This window comes from Lacrimispora amygdalina, assembly GCF_900205965.1.
GTDB lineage: Bacteria > Bacillota > Clostridia > Lachnospirales > Lachnospiraceae > Lacrimispora > Lacrimispora amygdalina_A.
In genome coordinates, this window is record NZ_OAOF01000011.1 from 148,672 (window position 1) to 175,174 (window position 26,503).

A 26,503-nucleotide genomic window follows, 5' to 3' on the forward strand; every position below is an offset into this window, starting at 1 on the left:
TTGGCACTCAACGTGTATAATTTTGGCACTTGGGTTGAAAATTGTCGAAAATAGTTATATGCTGAGACCGTTAACAAACAAAATTGGCAGAGTGTTAATAATTAATAAGGAAGCAAATCTGTAGAAAACTGATTTCGGAGATTGCTGGATAATAGGAGGAGAGGCCATGCTGAAAATTGGAGTATGTGATGATGACCATCTGCTGCTGTTGGAAGCAGAAACGCGTTTGCGCAGGATTGGGAATGAAAAAGAGATGGATCTGGAGGTGGAGACCTTCTGTGATGGGGATGAAATTGTCAGGGCTGTTTATTTAGGAAAGCGTTACGACATTATTTATATGGATATTGAGATGAAACGCATGAATGGACTGATGGCAGCAGAACGGATCCGTGAATTTGACCGAATGGTGCAGATTGTTTTTATGACATCGCATCAGAGATACATTAATCAGGCCTTTCGCTCAGCGCCCATCGGATACCTGGTGAAGCCTGTAAGAGATCCTGAATTCAATAATAATTTCAGTCATATCATGAATCTGATCGAAACAAAAGATTTATACTACCGTTTTAAATACGGCAGAACAGAACGCCAGGTATATTTAAAGAAAGTGTTGTATTTTGAAAGCAAGCTCCGCCTGACTGAGATTGCATGTGAAGAAGGACGTCACAGGTTATACAAAAGTCTGGAAGAGATTGAAAATGAGTTAAAGGACCGTAAATTCCGATTTATCAGAATTCACCAGTCCTATCTGGTAAGCTTCAACCAGATTGCCAGATTCTCCAATGATATTGTAGAATTAATGGACGGTACCTGCCTTCCGGTCAGCCGCAGCAGGCGAAAGGAAGTGGAGGAAATTATGTTTGAAACCATGGGCTGGTGTCAGATTTGAGAGTAACAAAAAGAACTAACTATTATTTTATCATGATGTTGATGGGCATTCTCGTATGGCTGGAAGGAAGCTACAGGTTTATAAGCCGGCGGTTTTTGGATGTAATTATATTATTTCCGACACTTCCTGCTTATGTTCACTATATGATCCAGTCTCTTATTGAGTTAGCTGTTACATATGGAGAAGTACTAGTTCTGTTATTCATTTTATCAGATTGGAAATCAAAGAGAGACAGTGAGTGGGCGGGATATAAGAAGTCTCTGCATTTGTATCTGATGATTGGAATCATTTTGGAGAAGATAATAATTTACATAATTCAGAATCTGTTTTCCATCTATATTGAATCATATCTGGCAGCTATCATAATGATAATGGTGTTTAAAATAGTTACCGTATTTTTTATGGTAATGATTGTAATGAGAATCTCATTGAAAAATAAAAAGTATACTTTAAGCATAGATCAAACCAGTATAATATATTTTGCTGCAGTAGCAGTCATAACCATTGGTTTAGCTGGTTTATGTTCTTTTAAAGAGTGGCAGGATTATCGGATCTTTATGTCGGATATGGATGCTTACGGATTTTTCAGACAGATGACCGCATCATCACCTGGGTATTCTGTTTTTAACAAATGGATGGTTCCTTATATGGTAAGGATTTGTTCGGTGATACTGTTTATGGGGGAGGGAAAGCAGATATTTATAATATAAAATAATAGTGGGTTACTTTGGAGGAGCAGCTAATAGCTGCTTTTCTTTTTTATATTTACCAAAAATTACATGCAGGCTGCTAATTATTACATGAAGCAAAATTTTGTCTAGAATTGCATTATAATGTAACAAAATGATGTTTTGCTTTGAATAATTGGGAGGGAAATCAATATGCTTAAGAGAATTAAATTTGTTTTGCCAATTGCGGCAGCAATACTGGCGACAGTCGCAGTTTCTGGCTGTTCTGTAAATGAGAGATCCGCAATGGAAGAGGGTAAGAAAGCTATTTCAGAAATTCAGCCAATACTTTCTAAGCGTGACAAGGTCATAAATATGTCCCAGGTAACGGAGCAGGCGGGATTTGATTCACCGGAACGTGCAGTGAAAGCTTATTTAGAAGGCCTTAGAGATAACGATTTGAAACGTATGACAGATAGCTTTTCAGAAAATGCAAATACTGATGATATTATGCGGCAATATACAATTCTCTGCGGGCTTGATTTGGAAGCAGAAGGTCCTGTGATTTTTAAGAATCAGGCAGATGTGAAAGCATTTGTGGAAAAATTAGATAATTCTATAAAGACAGTGGATTTTAGTTCAATGAAGTTGATAGGGTTTATTGCTCCGGAGGATTTAGAAGAGGCATATGCAAGTCAGAAACATCAGGAAAATTTAATCAAAGCTGCACAGCGGTATGGCGGGGATAAGTTGGTAAGCTGCGTCGCCGCTGTTGAGGTGGGTGACATTAAGTACATACTTGTTTTTGATGTAATAAGAAAGGATGGCCGATGGTACAATCACCAAATAGGTGGAATATTTGCCAATATGTTAGGAATGGACAGGGAAGCGGTAGGAATTATCACGTTAGATACAGAAGATGAGAAGAGTCTGAAACAGCTGCTACCTGATTTATCAAAAAATCTATTAGAGACGGAAGCCGTGGGTGGAGCGGAAAAATCTGCAGTTTCCAACATTGAGGCAGGAGGCTTTGATTCGCCTCAAATGGCAGCTAAAAGCTATTTAGAAAGTCTTGCAGCCAATGAACAGGACAAGATGATTGGTGGGTTTGCTGTGGAGAGTTATGTGGACCATTTTGATTTTCAGAGCAGATTAGAAAGTACCGGAGGATATATTTTCATGCAGCAGGAAATCAACCTTCCTGTTATAAATGGCTTTACCAGAGATTTAAACATTCAAAGCAGAAAAAAAGAGATTCAGCGGAATATTTTAAAACAATATGCAGCACTAGGCAGTTATTCAGGAAAGGATATGAGTGATCTGGTTCAAATAGGAAATTTAAATATTTCTTCAGCATTATCTGAGATGCCAAAACGTTTGAATTTAAATTCCATAAAAATTCTGGGATATATTAATCCAGAGCAATTGTCAAAGTCATATGAAACAAATAAATTTCAAGATTTAAGGCTCAGGAGGATGAAGATCTACGGCTCGGATAAAGCGGAAAGCGTAGCGGTTGCGTTTGAATATAATGGTGCCCGCTATATCATTTGTATAGATACTTTAAAATATGATGACAGATGGTATATCCAACAGCTCGAAGGTGATCTTTCCATGCAGCTTGGCTTAGACAGTTATTATGCAGGTATAATGCCTTTTGATTATCTGGAAAATCCAGAAATTGATAATCTTATTTTACCTTTCAACTGATGATATTAAAACAGATTGGTTTAAAAAATATAAAAATATGAGTAAAATAATACTTTTTGTTACCAAAAATTACATGTAGCGTGCTAAATATTACATGAACGGTTTTTTTGCATATTTTTGTATTATAATGTAACTAACAAATTAATACAGAGGTGTGGGCGTATATGAAGAGATTAAATGCACTATTGACGGTTCTATTATGTTTTGCTTTTCTATCTGTTACGTTCCCTGTATCCGCAGAGGAAATAGCCAGTAATAAAAACGGGCTGGACGTAATGTTTGTCATGGACTATAGCGGCTCCATGAAAACCAATGATCCGGATCATACGGCAGTGGGTATGGTAAAAGCATTTGTGGATACCGTTCACAGTGCTGACATACGGATTGGTTTTGTTGCTTACAATGATCAGATTGTGACATCAGCAGCACCGGCTTCGGTAAAGTCCCAGGAAGACAGAGACGCTTTAAAAAATCTCATAGATGCTTCCGGCTATTCCGGTAATACGGATATTGGATTGGGGTTAAGCTATGCTTTTGGTCTGTCAGGGCCTGAGAGTGGTCGTAAGCGCATGGTTGTTTTAATCTCAGATGGGGAATCGGATTTAAAAGGTTCAACAACTGGAAGAACATTAGAAACTTCCAATGCAGATTTAAAGAATACCATCGAGGCGTGTAAATCCCAGGGTGTTCCGGTCTATACCGTTGCTTTTGGAAAATATGACGGTAACAAAGAGATTTTAAAAGATATTGCTGGCCAGACAGGCGGACAGAATTATTCGGTAGAGAAACCAGAGACACTGATTGAAGTTCTGTATGGAATATTTAATTCCAATATGGCTTACAAAATCCAGGAGATTACCAATGGTATTTATGCGGCAGGAAGTCAGAGTATCCGGATTAAGCTGGACGATTCTTACTTAGATGAAATGGATGTTCTGATGATTTCTCCCCAACAGATTGGTGACACCACCGTTCTTTATGGGGACCAGCAGATTAAACCGGTAAATTTATACCATTATTCTGTTGCTAAAATATCAGATGTGAATAAGGACATCAGAGAATTAACCGTTCAGACAGGAACTGTGGAAAATCAGGGGCTGAAGATTTATCTGGTCAGTTACAGAGATTTGATTCCGATTCTGGAAATAGACACGTCCACTGGCAGGAACAAGCCGCTGCCGTTTCGGATATATTTCAAGGATGAAACGGGATCTGTGATATCAGATGAGAATTTTTACAATAGCTTTAACCCTAAAATTGAGTTATACGCAGATGGACAATCAGATGGGGGACGAAGCAGTATTAACACAGTTGTGAAAGATGGGGTAATTACAGGAGAGGCCACACTTACGAAATCAGGAACTTATTACATAGAAAGCCGTTTAGACGATGCTATGGAATCCTGTATATTTGACACCGTCAGGGTCCAGGTTGTGAATACTCCTCCGGCAGGTGCTCTTCCGGATCAGATAAAGTACAACCCGTTAAGCGGTGAGAAAAAGTTCGTACTAAATGATTATTTTACCGATTCGGATGGGGATGTCCTTACCTATACACTGGAACAAAATTCAAACAGTGCTGCAGAGGTATCGATCAGTAAAGGGATTTTACATGTCAAACCGGTTAAATCCGGTCTCCAAAATGTCATTATTAAAATATCTGACGGAGAAACAGCGATATCCTACACGTATCTGATTGCAGTCATGCCGGTATGGCAGGCATATTGGTGGGCGTTTGTAATCGCAGCCTTGATACTCGGCGCGATTATCTGGAGAATATTCCATAAACCGAAGCCTGAGCTTGAAGTTATAACAGAGAAAAAGGCGCAGAACCGTTTCCAGGGGAAAATGGATGCTTATTTTATCGGACAGCCAGATGGAGATGAGGAAATCCCGCCTCTTACATTCCCTATGTATAAGATCAAAGACAACAGAGTCAGTCTTGGTGATTTGATGAAAGAATATCCGGAAGCTTCTTTGGCCTTAGGGCTTGATAATATATTTTTGATAGCAGATGAAGACAGACGCATGATCCTGTATCATTCCTCCGATTCCTCCATCATGATCGGCAGTTCCATTGTCTGCAGGAAGATCCAATACAGTGTAAGCTTCGGCGATATCATTTCCATAACAGCGCCAGATGGTGTCTATGATCTGGAAGTCCACTATATATCAATGATTCAATAGCAGTTGGTTACGCTTGTCATTCCTGATTCAGGAAGAAAGCGAATGAATAAAAGTAAGAAAGAGAGAGAAGCATATGGAAACAATTACACAAACAAACCGGACAATACTATTTTCTGAAATCAATCCGGAAAAGCTGAATTTACTCACCCTGATCGGAGATGTCAGAGGAAAGACAAGCCTTGATGATGATAAGATCAAGGAAATCAATGAAATGCTTCTGGTTGAGAGTTTTGCAGAATTTTTAGAGAAATTCGCACCAGTTGTTTACTCCTGGTGCGATGCAATGACCGGAAGCATCCAGTACAGTCTGATAAAACCGGAAAATATTCCGGATAACTGTATTACGGAAATCCCGCTTAATGAGATGAATGACCTGTTAAATATGTTGATTACTCTTCAGGGCGCAAAAGGCGCTATGGGAGTTGCCAATGTGGATTTTAAGTTCAGCAATGTTCTGGATATGATTTCTCCAAAAAAAATTATGGAAGATATCCGCCAGGTGAGAAAAGAAATTCAGTATACATATGGCAAATATATGGAGCTGGATGAGGAAGATCCGAAACGTCTGGATATGGGAGACCAGTTAAACTTTCAGTTTGAGCAGGCCAGCCATAATTACAATAATGTATTAGCCATGCTCCCTCTTGCAATTGAAGATATTAAGACCCGTCTTCTCCTTGGAAGCGGAGAATCGGCACAGGGCGGACAGGAATTTAAGGCTGGACTGTTAAGCATGGGAGATGATGGAGAATTAAAGATCCTTGAGATGAAACAGGAAGAGGGAACTCAGCTGGCAGTTGTAGATGATCATATTAATTCCAGTCTGGTTCAGACATTCAGGGATGATTATGACGCGTTAAACGAGACACCTTCTGATTATGTAAGAGAATTGGTTGTCAGAACCTTCTGCCCTCTTACCTCAACGGTGGAAAGCAGTATAGACCGTGAATTGGAGGTTCGTAATTACAATACTTACCTGGAGTTCTACAAAAAGAGCAAGGATGATTTTGTAAAGGCTGTAAAACCTCTGATTGAAAAGATTCTTGGCGTAAAGGCATTTTTCGATCAGTATCAGGTAAAGGAAAAAGGAATGCAGCCAAAGCTTCTTATTACAAATATTCCTTTGGAGATGTTAGTGAAATCCAGTAATCTGCCAAGACTTTTAACCTACTTAAATACCACCAACGATAAAAATGAATTTGAAAATACATTGTGGTTTGGAATTGTACCTGATGTGGAGCTCAATCAGTCCGGTGGCGGAAAACTTCAGAGAATGCGTTTTGCCGGCAATCAGAAAGTGAAGAAACCTGGCACGAATTCTATGGAAAGCCTTGCGACTTTGATGAATGCAATTACTCCATATAAGATTACTACATTTTTCAGCTTTGCTACAGGAGAAGAAAGCACTTTCAGCTATGTAGCAACAGAAGGAATCGGAATTTTTAAAGATAAATGTACGCCTTTAATGAAGAAAGAATACAGTGAATTTGTGGTACCCTGCATTCCCAATGTAACGATTATACCAAAGGACAAGTCAGGGCTGATTCTGGATAACCGTATGGTAATTGATGATGAGGGTAATATAGCTCTTTCTAAGGAAAAAGAAGATATCATGAAGATGTGGATTGAGGGAGTATACATAGGTGCCGCTTACGGCGCAGCAGGAATTGCCGCTTCCTGGCAGTGTCCGGAATATTTAAAACAGAGATTCCCCAATACATCTATGGAATATCCAGGTGTACGTTATGATATTGAGGCAGATGATAACGCTCTTTTGGTAACAACAAGTATGACAAAGGAAATCTCAGGATTTACCAATGCGATTAAGAATTCCATTAACAACACCGGCTTTGGTTTTGTCTTTACTTCTGACAATGCGCAGCATAAGGGCAGGGATATCAGAAATATCATGGTTTACAAAGCAAGAAATTTACTGAGTAACGGGACAGAATTCGAGCCCATTTACAAAACTCTTGTTGTTACCTACATAGAGAGAATGCTGCGATTCTACAGCGGAGACTTCAAACAGGACAAGATCCTCAAATTCTTCAGCAATAATCCAAGCAGCCAGAAGAGTAAATGGGATGCAAACCGCCAGTACGTTAACTCCTTATTACAGGATGGGGATGAACTGGATTTCAATATAGATGAAAAAAATGGTATCTGCAATGTTCAGCTGACGTTCAGCAATACAACGAGAAACTTAAAAGTTGAATTAACCAGAAAGGGACAGTCCGCATAAGGAGGTAATTGATTATGTATGATGCAGTAAAAATTGGAATTGATATTTTGCTTGTTGTTTGTGTGGTATTTGCCATTTACAAGGGCATAAAGAAAAAACGCGGATAATTATAGTTTCTGCGTACAGCCAGATCTTTTTATAGGTTAGAAAGATCGTTCCTATCGGTAACTGAAAGCTGGATTAATCCTGCTTATAGATTACAAAAACATATAAAAAAGAATGGAGGAAAAATTATGGGACTTAGAATGAAAATCACAGGTAGCGAATCAGTGGAACTGCGTGAGACAAGCATCACAAAAGTGGTGTTCGGAGCAGATATTCCCCACGATTCCAACGCAAGATCAACCGATCTTGGTTCAACGGTACTTATTGAAGGAAAGATACTGGCAGCAGTAGGCGGGGAAGCCGCAGACGATACCAGTAAGCTGGCCAGATGGTCTCTGGTTCCGGCAGAGAATTCCGATTGCTACCGTACTGTCGAGATTGATGTTGTCAATGCATCACAGGTGGTAAGACAGATTACAGTGCCCAACGCTTTCGTTGTAGACTACACAGAGGATTTTACAGATGAAACAGGTACCGGAATCTTTAAGCTTCTTATCAAACAAAAGAAGGATAAGATGGTAAATCTGAAATTTGAAGGCGGATTCAGCGGAGAATAATTAAAAAAGGATAAGAAAGGAAGGAACCAATTATGGGATTTACATTAAAAGTAGAAGGACCATCTACCATTGATTTAGGAACAATCAGCATTACAGGAGTGAAATTCAGAACCGATATTCCCCACGACTCCAATGCACGTTCTACTGATATGGGAAGCACAGTTGAAATTTCAGGAAAGATTTTAACGGCAGTGGACGGGGATCCCTTTGATGCAACAAGACAGCTGGGACTCTGGTCATTAGTACCGGCAGAAAAATCTGACTGTTACCGGAAAGTCACCATTGAAGTGATTGCTGCATCACAGGTTGTTCGTAAATTTACATATCCCAATGCATTTGTAGTTGATTATAAAGAAGACTACGGTGATACCGAGGGTGTTGGTACATTTAAACTGATTGTGAAGCAGAAAAAAGACAAGATGGCGCAAATCGCTGTGGAAGGCGGATACAGCGTGTAAACATGTGGGGGCTGCCGTCAGGCAGCCCTTTTCAGTAAGGAAAATAAAATGCTTAACTACTATAAGATTCTGGGAGTATCCTCACAGGCAACGGAAAAAGAGATTAAAGCAGCATACAGAAAGCTGGCAAAACAGTACCATCCGGATGTAATTAAGGATGATCCGGAGGGAAATAAGAAGATGTATGAAATCCAGGAAGCTTATGAAGTTCTTGGAGAAGAAGAAAAGCGGAAGCGGTATGATCTTAATTTTAGTGAAAAACGGGAGAAGAGTAAAGGTAAAAACAGCAATGATTTTTCCAATCAGGAAAAGGAAAGACCGGCTCCTGATCTAAGTCAATTTGAACGTTTTTTTGGTTTTCAGCCTGGAAAGGGGATGGAAACCTACGGGGAGAGTTATAAAAAATCACAAAAAAATACTGGACCTGTAAATCCGGATGATCTGTTTTCCTCTTTTTTTGGAGTAAAAAAATGATGAAGGAGCCCAAAGGCACATGAGATCCGTCAAAAAAATAAAAATTGTTCTTGATATAACAGTATTAATTTGCTCGGTTTTATTTAACCTGTGTTTCTTTTATGTAATCCATAAAAGCATGTGGATACAGATTCCCATTGGAGTGGTTTCTATTTTGGCTCTGGCTGATATTCTCGTCTTGCTGACTCCTCATGATACGAAAGTCCGGAATGCAGGAGAGTATAAAAAAATGTCAGGAGCCTGCCAGCTGGTTCTTCTGGGTGAAGAAGAAAGACCGTTAAAATCCTGGGATCTGGCCGGGAAAACAGCTTTAATCATAGGAAAAAAGAATGAAGAAGAGGAGATCGATGTTGATTTGGAAGATTGCGAATACAGCACATTTATCGATCCCCAGCATGCAGTGCTAAATTTTTGCCTGGATTCCTGGTACGTGGAAGATCTGGGTTCTCAAAATGGTGTAAAAATCAAAAAGGTGGAAGACGGAGGTTGTTATCAGGTGACAAACCGGCCTTGCAGACTTTCGCCGGGAGACATTATTTTTATAGCAAATACCCGTCTCTTATTGACATAAGAACATAGATTGGAGAGTAAAACATGAGCTTAGTAAGATGCCCAAATGGACATGTATTTAATGCAAGACGTTATGGAAATACCTGTCCATATTGTCAGATGAAACTAAAAGAAGAAAAGGATGATACCAAGCCCCTTGGTTTTGAACCGGCTGTGGAACTGTTACAGGAAGAAGTCAGTCCGGTGTGCGGCTGGCTGGTATGTATAGCAGGAGCCAGAGTGGGAATGGATTACAAAATTCACGGGGGTAAGAATTTTGTGGGCAGGGGAGATGATATGGATATTCAGATTTTAGGAGATAATGAGATCAACCGTAAAAACCATACCATCATTGTCTATGATCAGAAAAAGAGGAACACTGTAATTCTGCCTGGTGATGCAGCCGGACTTGCTTATCTGAATGAGGAAGCCGTTTATATTCCAACTGAACTAAAACCATATGATGTGATTGAGCTGGGAAAAAGCAGGTTTTTGTTTGTGCCTTTGTGCGGAGAAAATTTTGAATGGGATGATCAGAAATGATGCTGACAATATTAATTGGTCTGGGAGCAGTTTTGCTTATCTCTGCATTAAGCAGGCTCCTCTTGTCTGTGAAAGAGATGAACAAAGAGGAAGAAAAAGAAAGTGGATCTTTTGGCAGATGTGTGATCAGTCAGACAATGGGAGACAAGGAAATACAGTCTGACTTAGCTGGCTTTGAATCCAGCAGTGCAGGGACTCTGGCAGTACTTACGGATGGAATGGGGAAAGCCAATACAGGGAAAGTATGTGCCCAGACTGCCATGGACTGCGTGCTTGACGCATATCAGCCATATCAGGTTTTACATAATCCTGAGTATTTTTTTAAAACAGCTTTTTATGAAGCAAATCAGAGAGTGCAAAAGACATTGGGAGAACGAAGAGGCGGAGCGTGTCTCGCGGCGGTTTTTGTAAATGGATTCACGTTTCATTATGGTCTGGCAGGTGATATCCGCATTGCACTGTTTCGAAACCAGGAGCTGATTCCCATAAGCAAAGGACAGACACTGAATGTTCTGGCATTAAATGCTTATCAGGACGGTGTATTATCCAGGCAGGAGGCCATTTGGACAATGGAGGAGGACCGCATATGGAATTATCTGGGAGTGGATGGATTCCGGGATATTGAAATTTGCGATCAACCCATTCGTCTGAAGCAGGGAGACATCATAGTGATGTTGACAAAGGGAATATTTGACGTTTTGTCATGGGCTGAGACAGAAGATGTATTATTAAGAGATTATACATTGAAGGAAAAAGCGGACAATCTGGTTATGGAAGCGGAACGAAAAAAAGGTATGGATAAAGAAAACGGAAGCGTGGTGCTGATAAAAGCGGAGGTGTCTGATGAGAAGAATTAACTCTGAATTCCGGACCAGGTATATCTCGGAGGAAGGTCATAAGCTGACGAACAGAGATTACTTTGGTTATGTTGAAATGGATGACTTTGCCTGTTATGTACTTGCAGACAGCCTTGATGGAGAGCTGGAAATCAACAGTGCGAAGCTGGTCGTAGAAAGTGTGATTAGAAGCTTTGTGGAAGGTCCCACCCTTAAGAAAGGTAAGCTGAAGCATTACATCAATCTTGCCCATAAGGAACTGCTGAAACAGCGTGGTGGAATGCATTTAAAAGCTTCTGTTGTCATGGTTATTTCGGATTACAGAAACATTCGTTTTCTTTATGCAGGAAACAGCCGTTTTTATCTGGTCAGGAATGCCCGTATTCTGGTAAAAACAACGGATCAGTCCCTGACTGAAAATCTCCTTCGTGATGAGAGGATTACGTTAGATCAGGCGGCTGCTCATGAGGCACGGAATAATCTTTATTCCTATCTTGGAGAACGGGGGCAGCCTGAGATATCCGGTTCTAAAAAGATCCGTCTGGAAGACGGAGACAGCTTTGCTCTTTTTACCAAAGGTGCATGGGAGAATTTTGGCGAGGAAGAGTTTTTAGAAGCAGTCAAAGAGGCGGCTGAACCTGGAGAAATTATAGATAAAGCGGAAGACTCTATCCTGGGAAAACAGGAAACAGATGAAGTGGATAACTACAGCCTTGCAGTGACATTTGTTGATAAGGTATACCAGCCTCCTGCAAAGAAGATTACGGTAAAAAAGGTATTGCTTATTGCGCTTCCCATTATTTTGGTAGCTGGAGGTATCAGTCTGGCGCTTTTTCTACGGCACAGAAGCATAGAGCGTAAGGAAGAGAGTCTTAAAAGCCACATGGAAAGCGGTCAGGAGTATTTACGGTACGATAACTATGTAAAAGCGTCTGAGGATTACAAAGAAGCAAAAAAGCTGGCTGATGGTTTAAAGAAGGAAAAAGAGTCAAAAGAAGCAGATTTATATGAAAGGCTGGCGGAGCAGATTCTCCTGGCTGATGATGCGATGAAAGGGGAAAAGTATCAGAAAGCCCAGGATCTTTATTTAAAGGCAAAGGATTTATCCGTAGAATCGGGAAATGTGGGGAAACAGTACATAGAAACCCAGCTGAAACAAACAAGAGATTATATAGATGTGTTTGATTTGATACAGATGGGACAGCAAAAAGAAGAGAATGGTGAAATAACCGGTGCATTAAAAGCTTATCGTGAAGCCAGGGATAAGGCAGCCTCCCTTTATTTTTCAGCTGGAAAAGAAGAGGCTATGGCAAAACAGGCTGCTTTGGAAGAAAAAATAGATAAGGACAACCAGAAAGCAGCTGCAGCGCAGGCAGCGGCAAAAGAAGAGAGTAAAGCTGCCAAAGAAGCAGAAGACGAGTCTGCAAAGGCGGAAGAGGAAAAAGCAAAAAAAGAAGAGGATGAAAAACGGGAGCTTGAAAACCAGCAGAAGTTAAATGATCAGAAGAATGCCATAGATTTAGAAAATAAGGGAAATGAGCTTATGGCCGGCGGAAAGTATGAAAGCGCAATTACTTATTATCAGACTGCACAGGCAATCTATATCCGCCTTGAACTGACCGATATTGCAGATGGTCTGAATCAGAAAATTGCTGCAGCAAAAGCCGGGATCAAAGCAAAAGAAGAGGAATTAGCCAGTTTGGAAAAGGAATCCAAAGCGGAGGAAGAGACATCAGGAGATACCGGTCCTGGGGTTAACAGTAAAAAAACAGATAAAAAGTAAAGTGAGGAAATATAAATGAGCCGATACACCTATACCTTGCACCCGGGGAAAAAAGAACCGGAAAGAAACACCTATAAAAAAAGCGGACTGGAGAATATGACCACATTTCAGCTGAGAGAAATATGCCGCAGGGAAAAGTTAGTGATACCATCTGGGAATTCCATGGACCGGGAGGGACTGTTAAGGCTGATTATGCGGTTTCGGGGGCAGAAGGAATATCGGCATATTACCTCATCCTGCAATGGCGGACTGGTCCGCCTCCAGGAGTTTTTCGACAGAAATTTAATTCATATAACTTCCAGTCAGAATGTGCGGATTCCCGGTACAATTGCAATCTATCAGGGAACGGGATTAAATGAACTTGACGGATATAAGGTTGAATCTGATGTTTTACTCTATGAGGGAAATTTACTTCTTGTAGATGAGAACTTCAGTATTTACACCTGTTTTTATATAAAGAAAATAAAAGATATTTACTATTTATTTCAGGGGAAGGACATGGAGATTCTTCCTCTGGAAAAGCATCAGTATTTTATTCTGTATTTCCCAAATGAGCGGGATTCAGAGTTCCTCTATGACTGTTACCAGGGAAATCATTCTGTAATACCCGGACATATGGAAGGAATCCGGATCCCGCTTTTAGACATTGAAATAAAAGAGGTGGAAAAAACAGATCTTCCGCTGGTAATTGACTTCGGAAGCTCCAATACTGCCATGGGAATCTGCTTAAATGACGGCTCTGTTAAGATTGCCAGGGCAGGCGGCGGAAACATTATACCAAGTGTAATCGGTGTCAGGGAAAGCGAAGGAAAACCGGAGTTTGTATTCGGCTTTGAGGCCCTGACTCTGGCCAGTCAGAATTATCAGGATGAGGATATCCCTGTATTTTACGATATGAAACGGTGGATCAGCGATTCAAACCGTCCGGAAGGCGTGATTTTAAAAAGCGGTTTTAAATATCAGATACCGCGGCGGGATATGCTGAAGGCATTTTTGGAGTATTTAATAGATCTGGCAAAACAGCAGTTTAAATGCAGCTTTCAAAACATTCAGTTTCTTGCTCCTATCCGCCAGAAAGAAAAGTTCCAGGAGCTGTTTAAAGAGCTTTTGCCGGGTTACTCTGTGAGCTGCGAGCTGGATGAGGGGATGGCAGTCCTCTTTCACAGCATTTATGGAATGATCAGCCAGAACCTCTATGAGAAGGGGCGTAAGTATCATGCGCTGATCATTGACTGCGGAGGCGGAACCACAGATCTTACTTCAGGCCGTTTCTTAATTGATAACAGCCGGGTTTCCTATACTATTGATCTGGAAACAAGCTATGAAAATGGGGATACGAATTTTGGCGGGAATAATCTAACCTACCGGATCCTGCAGATGCTTAAGATCAGGATTGCAAAGGCATGGGGATATTTAAATGCAGAAGAACCCGGGTTTACAAATGAAGAGGACTGCATTCAGAGTTTAATCAATCAGTATAAGAAAGCGGAAAAATTTCTTCCAACCTGCTTTAAGGAATATGAAGAACGGGACAGAGAATCTTATTTCCGTGTAAAAAACAACTATTACTATTTGTTTCAGCTTGCGGAAGAGGTAAAAAAATCATTTTTCCAGGCCAGATTTCAATATGAGCTTTTGATCAGTACCGCGCGAAATGAAGAACAGAGCCATATGTTTCTGGATAAATGGAAGCTGTCTGTATTTGAGGACGGACGTCTGGTTCATGTTGACAGGGAAATCTCCTTTTCCCTGTACTTAAACGAGATTGAAAGGATTTTAAGGCCGGATATTTATCATGTTATGGAGCGCTTTCTGGACCAGAAGTTTGAACAGGGGGAACTTCAGGATTATGAGATGTTAAAACTTACGGGACAGTCCTGTAAATCAAGTCTTTTTACGGAAGCTTTAAAACAGTATGTCCCGGGAAAGCTGATTCAGAACACAAAGAGAGAAGCGGATGAAACAGAGCTGAAAATGTGCTGTTTAAACGGAGCGCTTTCCTACTTCATGAATTGCAAGAGAGGGTATATGAAGGTGAATCAGAATTATGAGGTACGGACACTTCCTTATGAAATCATGGCTTATACCCATGAAAATCAGGAAAAAATTCTGATTCGAAGTCTGGATCCGGAAGAGCATATCGGATGCATCTCCCGTTTTATGGTTGGAAAGCAGCTGGATCTTTATCTAAATGATGAAAAGGGAAAACATTTAAAAACCTGCTATTTTCAATATGATACTGCTTCCTTTGATCAGACAACACAGGAAGAGATTGACACTCAGTATGCAGGAAGTGTCATTCAGGAAGAAACAGATACCATATTAGAAGGTGAGATGAAATTCTTCGTATGGGTATCCAGAAAAAGATGGGGCTTTATTGTACTTCCGGTGCTGAGGGAAAATGAGGTGCTTTATAAAGGAAAAGAGACATTCTTTGATTTTGAGGATGATACGTGGGAAGAAAACTTCTTTGATGGGAGGAAGTAAATCAAATAAAGAAAACAGGGATGGCAATAAACGTTAGGAGGACAGGAACGAATGGACCAGATAGAAGAGATGAAGGCTATGATCAGGGAAGAAATCCAGTCAATCACCAATCTGGAGGAGCGGATTGTATTTAAAAATCTGATGGAAGGGGTTTTTTTAGAGCTGTATGAGACAAATGTCCGTATGTACCGGATGTTAGAGGAACGGGTGATGAATGACCTGGTTTATGATGTCAATCGCTATCTGATCCGGACAGGCATTATTGAACGAGGTTATTTAGACAATTCCCACCACTTAATGAGTCCCATTTGCGAATCGGATTTGGAAACACAGGTTTTTGAAATTTCAGAGGTGAGAAAAAAGCTGGAAGAGGATGGCCGGTTTTGTCTCACAACCGTATTTCTCCGATGCGATGCCATGGAGGTGGAGGATGTATTAAAAAACCAGGATAAATTTACCGGTAGATTAAAGGCAGGAGAGGAATATCCGGTTTCCATTTCACTGGAGCCAAGCAGAAGATACAGACAGGAATTGGAGCATCTGTATCATCTGTTTATGAAAAATGGAATACCCTGGAAAACAATCAATGCACCTTATCTGTTTAAGATGGCGGATATCTGCATTACATGCCTTCCGGAGGAGATTAGAGATGATGAGGTTATTACCAGTTTTGGTGCGGATTTTGGAGAATATAATCCATTTGTTCAGTACGATATGATACCAATCTGGAATGTGAGGCATCTAAAGCTGGAAAGCGTGGGATTTCCAGTAGCCTGCAGTGATCATGAAAACTATGAACATGTGATTTCCATTCGGGATTACGGAACAGACCACGCTTACCTGGTGGAAGAAAAAGCCGGAATCCGCAGTGTGAGACAAAGCGGAGAAAAGCTCCTGGTAACAGGTAAGATTGCCAATGCCAAAAAATGGGATGTGTTTATGATCAGGAGCGGTTCCGACCAGAAAATTGACCGTTATACCTATCCTGTTATGGAAAATTTGAGAAAAGACGGATTCGCGGAACGCTTTCAGGAAAAAACCAGGCAGATGGTAAAGACAAAAGGAGAACTGGAGCGGTTTATCCGTGGATTTGGCCTGGAAGAGTTTATTGAATATAAGGACTGTGCTCTTCTGGAACAAAATCAGGAGAGTCTTGAGACATATCCCATGAATTTTTTTATGGAGGATGAGATCCGGGATCGATCCGGGAAAAAGCGGCTGGTTATTTACTTTAAAGCAAAAGGGAGAGAAAAATGGCTTTTGCGGGATTTAGCAAGCTTTATTACCTCTGAGGTTCAGGAACTTTATCCGGAATATGAATGCGGAGGAAAGCTCATATGAATTATTTGTGGGAAGCAATGCTTCAGCTGAGAAAGCAGGGCGTGACGGAATCTACTGTGCGTTTTAAAATGCCACGAAGATTCAGCTCCTATATGGAATTGTCCATCCCATGTTTAAACCAGGAAGAGATGGTAGAAGGGGAAGTAATTGAGGTGAACCCGTACTATCGCTTTTATAACATTTTCAAGGATTTTTACCAGCCGGATCTTATGGATTATCCCATGCTCCGTGATAATCTGTTTCATTTAATCTTCCATCTTCTCGCTCAAAATGATGCTTTGTCAGGAATGACAAAGGAGGAGTATCATAAAAAACTTCTTTACCGGGATTTAGAGGAATGTGCATTTGGAGAATCGGCAAGAAATGCGATTGAATTATTTAACCGGGATGAACGGGAATTTATCTTAAGCGGTATGTTAAAGCAGTATGAGACGGGCAGCTCCTTAGATATGTTTAAGGATATGATGGAAGAACTGATTCCAAATAACATCGTATATCATAGCAACCAGAATTCCTATGAAATACTGGTTTTCATCGGTAGAAAGAAGGATAAGACATTACAAGGAAAAATGGAGTTTCTGGTCAATATGTTTGTTGAGCTGCCTTATCACGTGGAGATTTACTATGAACACCATTTTGGAATTATGGGAATTGTAGAAACAATGGAAACAGATGAAATTATTATGTGCTGACAGGAGGCGGTGAGATGTTTCAATATGTATATCCTCAATTTGAGAAAAAGCGGATTCTCCGGGTAGAGATGCTGGACCAGTTAAGGGATTACCCGAAGAATTTATTTGATCTGTCATTTCAGGGATTTGGCAACGGTATCGTAAATGGGTGCAGCTTCACCTGGGATAATGGGGTACTGACTATCTCTCCAGGTATTATTTATCACAATGAAAAACTGTATATGATGACGGAACCCTTTGTAATGGATTGTAAGGCAGAAGACAGAATGCGGTATTTAAAAGTGCAGTTTCTTACGGAAGCAAGGGAGATGGGCAAAATTATCGGGAACACCAGGATTGTACTGGAAGAGAAAAAAGCGGATGGTGCGACCGAACTGGAACTATGCAGATTCCGGCTGCAAAACGGTGCCAGGCTCCGCAGTACATATGAGAGTTTTTCAGATTATTCTACGGAATATGATACCATCAATCTGATTTACCAGCCCTATGCCGCGGCGGGAGGAAGCACATTAAATCCCAGGCTCGTCCGCCAGTTTGCTAGAGAGTTAATAAGAGGCGGAGTAACTGACCCCCTGGATGCCGGCTTTTCCATGGCTGCCTTATCAAATAACGGAGTAGTATCAGTTTCCTGTATGGAAGAATACCTTTCAGCCAGACATGGAGAGGACTTTAACGGGAATGGAAATGGAGCCATTTACCGGGGGTTGCTGGAGATACTCAAAGATAATGGAAAAGGTGAGTTTAAGAGAAGAACAGGAAATCATGGAAACAGGGGGATGCTGCTCATTTAAACACAGGAAAACAAGGAGTAAATGTATGGCGGAGCATATTACGTATGGTGATTTAAAAATTAGATGTAACGTAAAAATAAAACGTATATTGGAACTTTCCATAAAAGAAAGCATTGGTACCCATGCTATGGCTATGGTAACGGCAGAGTTAGAGCCGGGGAGTTTTTCGGTATCCGGTGAAGAAATGAATAGCCAGCCTTTAAAGATTTATAGTATAAAAAATCAAAAAGAGGTTCTGCTTTTTTCAGGCGTAATCAGTAAGGTCCGTGTAGAAAAGGAATCATTTCATGAAATTCTTTATCTTACTTCCTACTCATTGTCGTGGCTCATGGATCTGGAAAAAAAGAGCAGATCATTTCAGGATTGTAATAAGTCTGTTTTACAATTGGTTCAAAATATAGCTGAGGAAAAATCTTTTACTGTGATATCCTCTGCATCAGATAAAGCAATTACAAAACCTTTTATTCAGTTTGAGGAAACTGATTGGGAATTTATATTAAGATTATCAACGCACCTTCATACTCAATTAATTGCAGCAGATGATTATGATGGAAGAGGGGTATACCTGGGATTCCAGAAAGAAAGTGATGCTCTGAAATTAGATGCTTTAAGTGAACGATGGTGTATGGAGGCGGATGATGCAAAAGCGCTGGACTGGAGAACCAGAGAAGCCAGTTATTACGAAGTGGATTCTTATCAGGTCCTGCATCTGGGACAATGCGTCAGCTACAGAAACGGAATTATGTGGACATATTATGTTGAGATGAATCTGCGGAAGGGTCTTTTGTACTGTACATACAAGTTATCCGGAATGAATCACGGAATGTATCCAACAATTAATAATCCCTGTATAAAAGGTGTTTCATTGACCGGAACAGTACTGGAGCGCAGGGAAGAGAAGATCAAAATCCACCTGGATATTGATAAGGAGCAGGATGCAGGCAAAGCATTTTTTTATCCATGGTTTCCGGAGTATGGAAATTTACTATACTGTATGCCGGAAACAGGAAGCAGGGTTCGTCTTCAGATTCCAAGGGGAGATGAGCAGGAAGCATTTGGGGTGAGCTGCATCCGTGAGAATGGGCAGGAAGGCGCGGAGACACTGGATCCGAATAACCGCTGGTTTATTACAGCGGCTAAGAAAAAGATGGCACTTAGACCGTCGGATATGGAATTATCCGCTGATAACGGGAAGTCGGAGATATCCATGCAGGATGGTGTTGGTAATATCATTCGCAGCAACGGAGAATTATTACTTCAGGCAAAGGGGAAGGTTGTGCTGCGCGGAAAAAAGATTGAATTGATGGCACCCACTGAGGTTACAGTTGTTAAAAGACGGTTGGGAAATCCGGCGGTGGTTAACATCTGCCATAATCTTGATTGTATGGGAGAAAGTACTATTTTAAAAAATCTTAGTGGTTCAAGTGAGGGTACTGCAGGTCCCGGTTCCAGTTTAGGCAATCAACAGAAGATGGATAAACGGACAGAAGAGAGGATGAAAAAAGAGAAAGAGAAGATGCAGCTTAAGATGAAGGAATTGTCAGAGGACAGTTCAGATAGTTATGAGTTTGGGCCATCAATCGTAAATATCATCTCGGCGATACCACAAAGTACAGAGCAGGACCGGCTGTCCCAGATCGCAGCAGGATTTCGGCCTATATCAGGGAGAATGAAAGGAGATTAAGTATGTCGTATTCCGTTATAAATGGAGCAGTAGGAAAAAGTCCGTTAATTGATAAGATCAACCAGATTCCTGTCTGGCAGGTTAAAAGCGGAGTTCAGGAGCAGATGGAGCAGCTGGTTACAGGACATAGTGGGGATATCTGTCAATCGGTTCAATTTTCGTTTGATTCGTGCAGGAAGGAGATAAAGGAGCAGCTGCATAGTTTGAAATTAGAAACGGGGGAGGCAAATGGAGTACGTCAAAGATAAAACTCTATTTTTTGACGGAAGACTGGCGGTACAGATTCCGCAGTCTTTTCAAGATATGGAAACTAACAGAGCAGAATTAATGTATCCTTATGAGCAGAGGCCTCAGATTATTTTGGAGGATGGGGAGGCACACCGGTTTTGTACTTTTTCTCTTTTGAAAGAGCAGAAGCTGGCAGCAAACCAGGTGGGATATGTAATAAAAAACATTACTGCAGCAGTCGTGGGACTGTATCCTTCATGCCTGCTGACCGATCCACGGTTAGTGTGGAGGAAAGAGGGGGCATACGGCTGGTTTTCCTTCCGAAGCATTATAAAAGAAGGAGAACTTAAAAACTTTATGTATGTATTTTCTGTAGATGAGTGCATGATGCTTGGTACAATGGGCTGTTTTATTGAGGATGAGGAAGGGAAAAAGCAATTGTTACAGATTATGGATTCATTGGAAGTTCCTGAAAGAAAGCCGTCTTTTGCGAGAAGCAGTCAAAGTTCGTTGCAGACAGTTGGAAAAAATAATGGAGGGGGTATATGAAAAAGGGTACTTATGTGGATGAAAAAATTATCAGTTTACAGAACTTCGTTAAGAAAAGAACCAGTTCATATGAGTTGCTGACAGATGAAATTCCAATTCGGGGAAAAGGGATACGATTTATACCTCTTCCTATGTTTGACGGAAAAGTAAATGCACTAATACCTCAAAATTTCACAGAAATGCCCGAGATGATTGCAAAGGTCAGATATATAAGCAGCAACCGTCCGCCGGTATTGCTTACAAATGAATATTATGATGATAATTTCGGTTTTCATCTTCTAAGGCGCGGGGATATTCAAGAGTATACCAATCTGGATGAACTCATACATCAAATGCAGGATACGGTTAAGCTTCATACACCGGAGACTGTAATTTACGGCAAGGGGAGTATTAATTTAGAGAGAGCCGATGGCAGGTGGTTTGAATACAAGAATTTTACACTGGATGATGAAACATATAATCTGCAGTTTCTGGTTAGTACGGAGGAATATTTGCTGGCGGGAACATTTAACTGCAGGATGTGTTTTTATGATGATTGGAGAGAATCCGTGTTGAAATCGCTGGAGTATATAAAAATCACAGGAAAAGGAGAATTGAAAAATGAGAGCAGATAAAATACATATTTCTCAATTTGAGTTCCTGACACTGGAGAGCCTGGAGATAGACCGGGAAGTGGGGGGACATGCAACTGCGTTTGTAAGCGGATATATACGTGATAAGGATGTGGAAGCTTACAAAGGTAAATTACTGGAACGCATGTGGGTGAATATTACCGGAGAGGATGAAGAAGGGGGTACCCAGAACCTTATGACAGGAATGATTGCGGGTTTTTCTCTGGAACCACAGCCTCATGCTACCATGCTTACCCTGACACTTAAAAGCGGTACATATCTAATGGATGGAAACAAGCATTATCGTTCTTTTCAGGATACCGGTTTAACCTATCTGGATGTGTTAAGAACCATAAATCAGACTTATGGTGAAGCTGATGTAAAAGTGAAGGGAGTTCTGGATTCCTCCACCATAGACTTTTTATTGCAATACAACGAGACTGACTGGGAGTTTATCAGGAGGATTGCCAGCCGTTTTGGTATGGCTGTAACACCTGCGATTACCAGAGAGGGAGCTTATTACTTTGTAGGTGATGCTAATTATTCTACGTACACCATGCCTGAATCTGCCAACTTTAGTGTCAGCAAACGTGTCGACAGTTATATGACTTGTGGAGGAGGCAGTTCTAATTCATTTATGGAACAGGATTACATGGAATACCGCATTACTTCAAGGGATGTTTATGATTTATGGGACAGGCTTATGCTGGGGAACGAAGGCGGGTATGTCTGTAAAATCGAAAGTAAATATTTACACGAGGAGTTAACACATACTTATACCTTGCGTCCTATCAATGGCATGCGTGTAATGTTACAGTCAAACAATTATCAGTCAGGCTGCTCTTTTCAGGCATCAGTCAGAGAAGTCGCTCGTGATATGGTAAAGATAGAACTGGCAGGAGACGAAAATGCCAGTCAGAATATAACGAAATGGTTCCCTTATTCCACTGGATACTCTTCCCCTGATGGCGCAGGCTGGTACTGCATGCCGGAACCGGGAGATCGTGTACGCCTGCAGATACCAGATCAGATCGAAGAGCATGGTTATGTCATTAGCTCTGTACATATGGAGACGGGCAATGACAGGAAGAATCCGGATCATAAGTCTTTTAAGACTAAATATGGAAAGGAATTATTGTTTACACCTGACAGTGTAGAACTTACTAATAACAAAGGAATGTCAATCAGGATAAAGGATGGGGAAGGGGTACAGATAAAAAGCAGCAAGGATATATCCATATCTTCCGGAGGCAACATGACTATATCCAGTGAGGATGCCTCTCTTGTCATAGCAGGAAAAACAAATGTTAATATCAAGCAGGGCGGATCGGGGTTATCGATAGATAAGGATATTACATTCACCGGCGGAAAGATAAGGATACAATAATGGATCGAAAAGAAGAATTTATGACAGCCATGGAATATATCCTGCCTGAACAATTTTCAAAAAGCAGCAGGAGTATTACACTACACTGTGAAAAACATAGTAAGGAAATCGTACATACATTTCTGGAAGCTTTCAAAACAGCAGTAGAGCAGACCACAATTCTTCAAGACCAGAAGAAAAAGGGAAAGGTGAGATATATTCTCTTTTCTCATTTGTACAGCAGTATTTTTCTGCAGCGCTATCTTATCAGGATCGATTTGATGGATCATACATTTTACAGCGATTCTTCTCAGGCTGTGTCTTACTGGGATGCCAGAGACATATATCAGCTTTTTGAGGAAGATGTGGAAGCTATCAGGGAAGAATTAGGCAAAAATTTTCCCAGAATCCATGAATATGAAGCAGATTTTATACGCTATGCTTATGCACCGTATTATCATGGAGTGACCAAAGCTTTCTTACTGGCAATGCTGGAGGAAGCATTGCCAGAGCGCAATTTTCTTCCACATCAAGACAGATTAGAGAGTTTTGTGAGTATTCTGTTCGGGGAGTATATGGGAGAAGCGGACGTTCTCTTTCAGTTAGGAGAGGAGTAAATATGAGATATTTCATGATATATGCTGATAAAAAGAACCCACAGCCACGATTCATGGACTGGTACACTCAAATGAGACCAGGCAGGACGGATAGTCAGATATATGAGGAGCTTTCCAGACAGAATCATTTTCAAATAGAATTAAACAGGGAGATAACATTTATGGACCTGATTTGTCACCCCTGTTTCATGGTTTCAAAGGAATTTGCAGCGTTAATTAGAGTATATAGTCCGGAAATCCAATTCAAATATGCAACATTAAATGATAAGGAAAACAGGAGAAGTGCTTTTTACCAGATTCCTGATTTACCGCAACTGGATTGTCTGGATGAAAAAAGTGAAATAAGCAGAGATGGAAGTATAATCATTAAAGGGGTTTTGAAAAAAGAGAAAATACAAACACATTCTATTTTCAGACTTGGCGGCATAAAAGGACGATACATTGTGGCAGACTTGAAATTCGTAGAAAGTGCCTGCCGAAGAGAAGTTATGGGTATGAGAATAGAGGAAATTGTGGTAAAATGAAAGGAGAAAACGTATGGGTTGGTTTTCCTGGTTGTTTGGGAAAGAGAAAGGACCACCGGAGCCGTTGGTGTTAGGGGCAAAGCTACGCTGCCCGTATGGTTCACAAGACAGTTATTTATATGTGGATTCAGTCGGTATTGATGTCAATAACCTTCCGAAAGCATGTGTGGAGGACTGTAAGGCATTGCATAATATTGGGTCATTTGGAGACTGTTATGCGGGAGGCCCTTGTGAGAAATCAATGGTTTTGGATGAAAAATGGGAGAACCCGGAACCGCAGGGTGAAAAGATAAATGGGAAGGAAATTATAACAACGAAATCTTTACTTTCCTGTAGAGCATCCGGGATGGAATTTAAAATTATTAACTCAGGGCAGGATGGAATTTTTGCAAAGCAGATTATACTAATGCAGGAGATGGATGAGAAATACCCGGGACTGCGGGAGATACTGGATAATCCATATGGAAGTTTATATTTGAATGAAGGAAAGTATGAATTGGCGCTCCAGTTTATAGAGGATCGGATGATTAAGAATGGGGGAAAGATTGAGCTTTACACCCTGTATGATAAAAATAACCTTGAAGGGGAGTATATTAAGGGAGCGCTGGGGCGTCTGATGCCGTATTGCGATACGGGAGCGCTGGAAAGTTTATTAAACGGGATGGAAAATTCCGCAAGTAAAAATAAAATGGATGCAAACGCGGACTGGGATGCGCACGTAATAAATGCGGAAATGATAAAGCTGTTAAAGAAGGATTGTAAAGAAACAAAGGAGCAGATAGAAACAAAACCTTTTTATAAATGGCAGGAAGAAAACAAACTGTTTTTAAGCGTGGCAGCGGAAGGAGTAACTAATTTTGCTTATGGAACGTTGATGTATTACAGTGCGATGGGTAGCACTGGTAATACCCAAAGTAAGGGCAATAAACCTGCGGTTAAGGAGAAAAATGGGGGATCTGGAACTAAGGGGACGGGTGACGCTGTTAAAGGTGGATCAAAAATTGCGGATGATATTGTTAAACAAGGACAGAAAGCATTAAATAATTTTGATATTAATTCATCTTATGTTAAACCCAAACACTTATCTTCCAGTGGTGGTAAAGGTGCAAAATTTTTAGGAGATACAAAAGAAGCAGCTGAAGTAATATTAAAGGATGCTATGAGCAGTGGAAAAGTTCAATCAATAGCCGACAATGGCTTAACAAAAATGGGACAACAAAGCTATCAAATTGTAATTGATGCTGGAAAAGAAGTTGGTACAAAAGGTGAAACGTTAATTAAAATAGTTATTTCAGAAGATGGTGGAATGCTTAGCGCATATCCAGTTAAATAAACCAGGAGGTAAAAATATATGAACGTAATGGAAGGATTTTTGCAATCAGAAATTAATACACAAGAATTGTATGAGGAAATAATGAATTTTATAACATCATATCATGTTAGAAATGGTGAGTTTGAGGGAAACGAATATATAATAAAAAAAATGGATCAGACAAACTTTATCATATTTCCTGAATATGAGGATGAAGATGGAGAACGTGAAATCCATGCGGCTGAAGCTGTATATAGAGAAAATTTGATAAAAAGAATCAATGAATATGCTTCGAAAAAAAACATAATAATACATTAAAAAATATTTCCAAATCGTATACACAACCAAACAGAGAAAAAATCTCAGCTTGATGGTGTTCTAGAATAATAGTTATAATTCTTGATTAACTAATCAAGGAGTTATTGATTATGACCCCGCAACTCTTCTGTATAAATGGGCATTTCTGGTAAGTACGACTCCGGTTGCGACCCCAATGCCAGGAATACGACCCCGATGAAAAGTTATCTCAGCCCGCATTGCGGGCTGATGTAATCCGAGCAGGGGAGATTTTTGACCCCGGATCTTTAACCTGCATCATTTTCGACCCCATGGTTCATACCTGCTTTTGGAGCAAAATAAGGCGAGAATTTTCCAGTTCAGGAATTTATAAATGGTTGCGATTATGCGACATAAGGAATATGGAAAACTGGCCTATATGCGACATTTTACTGAAAAAGCAACCGGAATACGAACAGGAGGTAATCGCAATCCTAACAGCTATCAGGTGCAACGGGAAAAGACTATAGTTTTCTGATTTGCCCAACAAGGCTTTTTATCGTCTGATTGGCATATATGTTCCACCATTGGTTTTAAAGGTCACACAGGGGCAATTATTTGCGACACAGGGCAAAACGAAAGTGGTCTATTGATTCCATTTCACCAGAAACTTAGCCAGATTACCTACCCTATGGTTCATGGTGAACCATAAATTTACAGGAAACTGATTCTATGGTAAAATGGTGCTGCCGGGGGTTACAGGGGGTGAAAACACTTCTTCTGTAACTCCCTTTTCTGTTTCTTTTTCTGCCGTTCCTTTCTCCTGAAACTAAATCCAGAAATGACTTGCAATCCATTCCATACAGAGTTAACATCAACAACCAATAAATGAAATAACTTGTCCATCCACCCATTGGTTTGTTGTAGATTGGCTGTCGCCCCCTTGCGGACTCGCAAAGAGTTAACGCTGTCATCTGAGGTTGCCGGTACGGGAACTGATTGGTCGGAAACAAGATCAGGAGGGA

Annotated in this window: 26 protein-coding genes; 25 read left to right on the forward strand and 1 reads right to left on the reverse strand. The window is 40.6% G+C overall.

Features of this window, described 5'->3' with window-relative positions; translation table 11 throughout:
• Window positions 1-166 precede the first annotated feature (166 nt).
• From CRO04_RS15510 to CRO04_RS15625, 25 genes are all read left to right on the forward strand, one after another.
• Window positions 167-889 (forward strand): LytR/AlgR family response regulator transcription factor, encoded by a 723-nt coding sequence (locus CRO04_RS15510; protein WP_097005170.1) that lies wholly within the window; start codon window positions 167-169, stop codon window positions 887-889.
• Window positions 886-1,599, forward strand: a complete 714-nt coding sequence (locus CRO04_RS15515; protein WP_097005171.1) for a hypothetical protein — start codon at window positions 886-888, stop codon at window positions 1,597-1,599. Before CRO04_RS15510 ends, CRO04_RS15515 begins: the two co-directional genes overlap by 4 nt.
• 171 nt (window positions 1,600-1,770) lie before the next feature.
• Window positions 1,771-3,267, forward strand: coding sequence for a hypothetical protein (locus tag CRO04_RS15520; RefSeq protein WP_097005172.1), 1,497 nt, complete (start codon window positions 1,771-1,773; stop codon window positions 3,265-3,267).
• A 164-nt stretch (window positions 3,268-3,431) separates the two neighbouring features.
• Window positions 3,432-5,453 carry a vWA domain-containing protein gene (locus tag CRO04_RS15525; protein ID WP_097005173.1) on the forward strand — a complete coding sequence of 674 codons (2,022 nt, stop codon included), beginning with the start codon at window positions 3,432-3,434 and terminating at the stop codon, window positions 5,451-5,453.
• A gap of 73 nt (window positions 5,454-5,526) precedes the next feature.
• A complete protein-coding gene (locus CRO04_RS15530; RefSeq protein WP_097005174.1) occupies window positions 5,527-7,695 on the forward strand; it encodes a transcriptional regulator in 2,169 nt (722 codons plus the stop codon).
• A gap of 233 nt (window positions 7,696-7,928) precedes the next feature.
• On the forward strand, window positions 7,929-8,357 hold the full coding sequence (locus CRO04_RS15535) for a membrane-associated protease 1 (RefSeq protein ID WP_097005175.1): 429 nt from the start codon (window positions 7,929-7,931) through the stop codon (window positions 8,355-8,357).
• A 32-nt stretch (window positions 8,358-8,389) separates the two neighbouring features.
• Window positions 8,390-8,815, forward strand: a complete 426-nt coding sequence (locus CRO04_RS15540; protein WP_097005176.1) for a membrane-associated protease 1 — start codon at window positions 8,390-8,392, stop codon at window positions 8,813-8,815.
• 48 nt (window positions 8,816-8,863) lie between these two features.
• The gene (locus tag CRO04_RS15545; protein ID WP_097005177.1) at window positions 8,864-9,289 is read left to right on the forward strand and encodes a DnaJ domain-containing protein; all 426 of its coding nucleotides are present in this window, start codon (window positions 8,864-8,866) and stop codon (window positions 9,287-9,289) included.
• Window positions 9,290-9,308: 19 nt separating this feature from the next.
• Window positions 9,309-9,860, forward strand: a complete 552-nt coding sequence (locus CRO04_RS15550) for an FHA domain-containing protein (RefSeq protein WP_097005178.1) — start codon at window positions 9,309-9,311, stop codon at window positions 9,858-9,860.
• Between the two features lie 23 nt (window positions 9,861-9,883).
• Window positions 9,884-10,381, forward strand: a complete 498-nt coding sequence (locus tag CRO04_RS15555) for an FHA domain-containing protein (RefSeq protein ID WP_097005179.1) — start codon at window positions 9,884-9,886, stop codon at window positions 10,379-10,381.
• Complete coding sequence (locus CRO04_RS15560; RefSeq protein ID WP_097005180.1) at window positions 10,378-11,238, forward strand: PP2C family protein-serine/threonine phosphatase; 861 nt, start codon at window positions 10,378-10,380, stop codon at window positions 11,236-11,238. The genes CRO04_RS15555 and CRO04_RS15560 overlap by 4 nt, the downstream gene beginning before the upstream one ends.
• Window positions 11,225-13,000 (forward strand): PP2C family protein-serine/threonine phosphatase, encoded by a 1,776-nt coding sequence (locus tag CRO04_RS15565; protein ID WP_097005181.1) that lies wholly within the window; start codon window positions 11,225-11,227, stop codon window positions 12,998-13,000. The genes CRO04_RS15560 and CRO04_RS15565 overlap by 14 nt, the downstream gene beginning before the upstream one ends.
• 15 nt (window positions 13,001-13,015) lie before the next feature.
• Complete coding sequence (locus tag CRO04_RS15570; protein WP_097005182.1) at window positions 13,016-15,487, forward strand: hypothetical protein; 2,472 nt, start codon at window positions 13,016-13,018, stop codon at window positions 15,485-15,487.
• A gap of 51 nt (window positions 15,488-15,538) precedes the next feature.
• Window positions 15,539-16,828: a hypothetical protein gene (locus CRO04_RS15575; RefSeq protein WP_097005183.1), complete on the forward strand. Its 1,290-nt coding sequence runs from the start codon at window positions 15,539-15,541 to the stop codon at window positions 16,826-16,828.
• Window positions 16,825-17,520, forward strand: coding sequence for a hypothetical protein (locus CRO04_RS15580; protein ID WP_097005184.1), 696 nt, complete (start codon window positions 16,825-16,827; stop codon window positions 17,518-17,520). The genes CRO04_RS15575 and CRO04_RS15580 overlap by 4 nt, the downstream gene beginning before the upstream one ends.
• A 14-nt stretch (window positions 17,521-17,534) precedes the next feature.
• A complete protein-coding gene (locus CRO04_RS26305; RefSeq protein ID WP_166432583.1) occupies window positions 17,535-18,311 on the forward strand; it encodes a hypothetical protein in 777 nt (258 codons plus the stop codon).
• A 25-nt stretch (window positions 18,312-18,336) separates the two neighbouring features.
• Window positions 18,337-19,995 carry a contractile injection system protein, VgrG/Pvc8 family gene (locus CRO04_RS15585; RefSeq protein WP_166432584.1) on the forward strand — a complete coding sequence of 553 codons (1,659 nt, stop codon included), beginning with the start codon at window positions 18,337-18,339 and terminating at the stop codon, window positions 19,993-19,995.
• A 2-nt stretch (window positions 19,996-19,997) separates the two neighbouring features.
• Window positions 19,998-20,243 (forward strand): hypothetical protein, encoded by a 246-nt coding sequence (locus CRO04_RS15590; protein WP_097005186.1) that lies wholly within the window; start codon window positions 19,998-20,000, stop codon window positions 20,241-20,243.
• The gene (locus tag CRO04_RS15595; RefSeq protein WP_097005187.1) at window positions 20,224-20,772 is read left to right on the forward strand and encodes a hypothetical protein; all 549 of its coding nucleotides are present in this window, start codon (window positions 20,224-20,226) and stop codon (window positions 20,770-20,772) included. Before CRO04_RS15590 ends, CRO04_RS15595 begins: the two co-directional genes overlap by 20 nt.
• A complete protein-coding gene (locus tag CRO04_RS15600) occupies window positions 20,769-21,386 on the forward strand; it encodes a hypothetical protein (protein ID WP_097005188.1) in 618 nt (205 codons plus the stop codon). The genes CRO04_RS15595 and CRO04_RS15600 overlap by 4 nt, the downstream gene beginning before the upstream one ends.
• Window positions 21,373-22,770, forward strand: a complete 1,398-nt coding sequence (locus CRO04_RS15605; RefSeq protein WP_097005189.1) for a contractile injection system protein, VgrG/Pvc8 family — start codon at window positions 21,373-21,375, stop codon at window positions 22,768-22,770. Before CRO04_RS15600 ends, CRO04_RS15605 begins: the two co-directional genes overlap by 14 nt.
• The gene (locus CRO04_RS15610; protein ID WP_097005190.1) at window positions 22,770-23,366 is read left to right on the forward strand and encodes a hypothetical protein; all 597 of its coding nucleotides are present in this window, start codon (window positions 22,770-22,772) and stop codon (window positions 23,364-23,366) included. The genes CRO04_RS15605 and CRO04_RS15610 overlap by 1 nt, the downstream gene beginning before the upstream one ends.
• A gap of 2 nt (window positions 23,367-23,368) precedes the next feature.
• Complete coding sequence (locus CRO04_RS15615; protein WP_097005191.1) at window positions 23,369-23,890, forward strand: hypothetical protein; 522 nt, start codon at window positions 23,369-23,371, stop codon at window positions 23,888-23,890.
• Window positions 23,891-23,903: 13 nt separating this feature from the next.
• Window positions 23,904-25,223, forward strand: a complete 1,320-nt coding sequence (locus CRO04_RS15620; RefSeq protein WP_097005192.1) for a PAAR-like protein — start codon at window positions 23,904-23,906, stop codon at window positions 25,221-25,223.
• 18 nt (window positions 25,224-25,241) lie between these two features.
• A complete protein-coding gene (locus tag CRO04_RS15625) occupies window positions 25,242-25,520 on the forward strand; it encodes a hypothetical protein (protein ID WP_097005193.1) in 279 nt (92 codons plus the stop codon).
• 714 nt (window positions 25,521-26,234) lie between these two features.
• Here the strand turns inward: CRO04_RS15625 and CRO04_RS26600 are convergent.
• Window positions 26,235-26,503, reverse strand: a 269-nt coding sequence (locus CRO04_RS26600) for a hypothetical protein (RefSeq protein ID WP_207654457.1), incomplete at its 5' end; no start/stop codon positions are given.

Coding starts and splice junctions, on each gene's coding strand:
- CRO04_RS15510 (WP_097005170.1), top strand. CDS start 167: ATGCTGAAAATTGGAGTATGTGATGATGACCATCTGCTGCTGTTGGAA.
- CRO04_RS15520 (WP_097005172.1), top strand. CDS start 1,771: ATGCTTAAGAGAATTAAATTTGTTTTGCCAATTGCGGCAGCAATACTG.
- CRO04_RS15525 (WP_097005173.1), top strand. CDS start 3,432: ATGAAGAGATTAAATGCACTATTGACGGTTCTATTATGTTTTGCTTTT.
- CRO04_RS15530 (WP_097005174.1), top strand. CDS start 5,527: ATGGAAACAATTACACAAACAAACCGGACAATACTATTTTCTGAAATC.
- CRO04_RS15535 (WP_097005175.1), top strand. CDS start 7,929: ATGGGACTTAGAATGAAAATCACAGGTAGCGAATCAGTGGAACTGCGT.
- CRO04_RS15540 (WP_097005176.1), top strand. CDS start 8,390: ATGGGATTTACATTAAAAGTAGAAGGACCATCTACCATTGATTTAGGA.
- CRO04_RS15545 (WP_097005177.1), top strand. CDS start 8,864: ATGCTTAACTACTATAAGATTCTGGGAGTATCCTCACAGGCAACGGAA.
- CRO04_RS15550 (WP_097005178.1), top strand. CDS start 9,309: ATGAGATCCGTCAAAAAAATAAAAATTGTTCTTGATATAACAGTATTA.
- CRO04_RS15555 (WP_097005179.1), top strand. CDS start 9,884: ATGAGCTTAGTAAGATGCCCAAATGGACATGTATTTAATGCAAGACGT.
- CRO04_RS15560 (WP_097005180.1), top strand. CDS start 10,378: ATGATGCTGACAATATTAATTGGTCTGGGAGCAGTTTTGCTTATCTCT.
- CRO04_RS15565 (WP_097005181.1), top strand. CDS start 11,225: ATGAGAAGAATTAACTCTGAATTCCGGACCAGGTATATCTCGGAGGAA.
- CRO04_RS15570 (WP_097005182.1), top strand. CDS start 13,016: ATGAGCCGATACACCTATACCTTGCACCCGGGGAAAAAAGAACCGGAA.
- CRO04_RS15575 (WP_097005183.1), top strand. CDS start 15,539: ATGGACCAGATAGAAGAGATGAAGGCTATGATCAGGGAAGAAATCCAG.
- CRO04_RS15580 (WP_097005184.1), top strand. CDS start 16,825: ATGAATTATTTGTGGGAAGCAATGCTTCAGCTGAGAAAGCAGGGCGTG.
- CRO04_RS26305 (WP_166432583.1), top strand. CDS start 17,535: ATGTTTCAATATGTATATCCTCAATTTGAGAAAAAGCGGATTCTCCGG.
- CRO04_RS15585 (WP_166432584.1), top strand. CDS start 18,337: ATGGCGGAGCATATTACGTATGGTGATTTAAAAATTAGATGTAACGTA.
- CRO04_RS15590 (WP_097005186.1), top strand. CDS start 19,998: ATGTCGTATTCCGTTATAAATGGAGCAGTAGGAAAAAGTCCGTTAATT.
- CRO04_RS15595 (WP_097005187.1), top strand. CDS start 20,224: ATGGAGTACGTCAAAGATAAAACTCTATTTTTTGACGGAAGACTGGCG.
- CRO04_RS15600 (WP_097005188.1), top strand. CDS start 20,769: ATGAAAAAGGGTACTTATGTGGATGAAAAAATTATCAGTTTACAGAAC.
- CRO04_RS15605 (WP_097005189.1), top strand. CDS start 21,373: ATGAGAGCAGATAAAATACATATTTCTCAATTTGAGTTCCTGACACTG.
- CRO04_RS15610 (WP_097005190.1), top strand. CDS start 22,770: ATGGATCGAAAAGAAGAATTTATGACAGCCATGGAATATATCCTGCCT.
- CRO04_RS15615 (WP_097005191.1), top strand. CDS start 23,369: ATGAGATATTTCATGATATATGCTGATAAAAAGAACCCACAGCCACGA.
- CRO04_RS15620 (WP_097005192.1), top strand. CDS start 23,904: ATGGGTTGGTTTTCCTGGTTGTTTGGGAAAGAGAAAGGACCACCGGAG.
- CRO04_RS15625 (WP_097005193.1), top strand. CDS start 25,242: ATGAACGTAATGGAAGGATTTTTGCAATCAGAAATTAATACACAAGAA.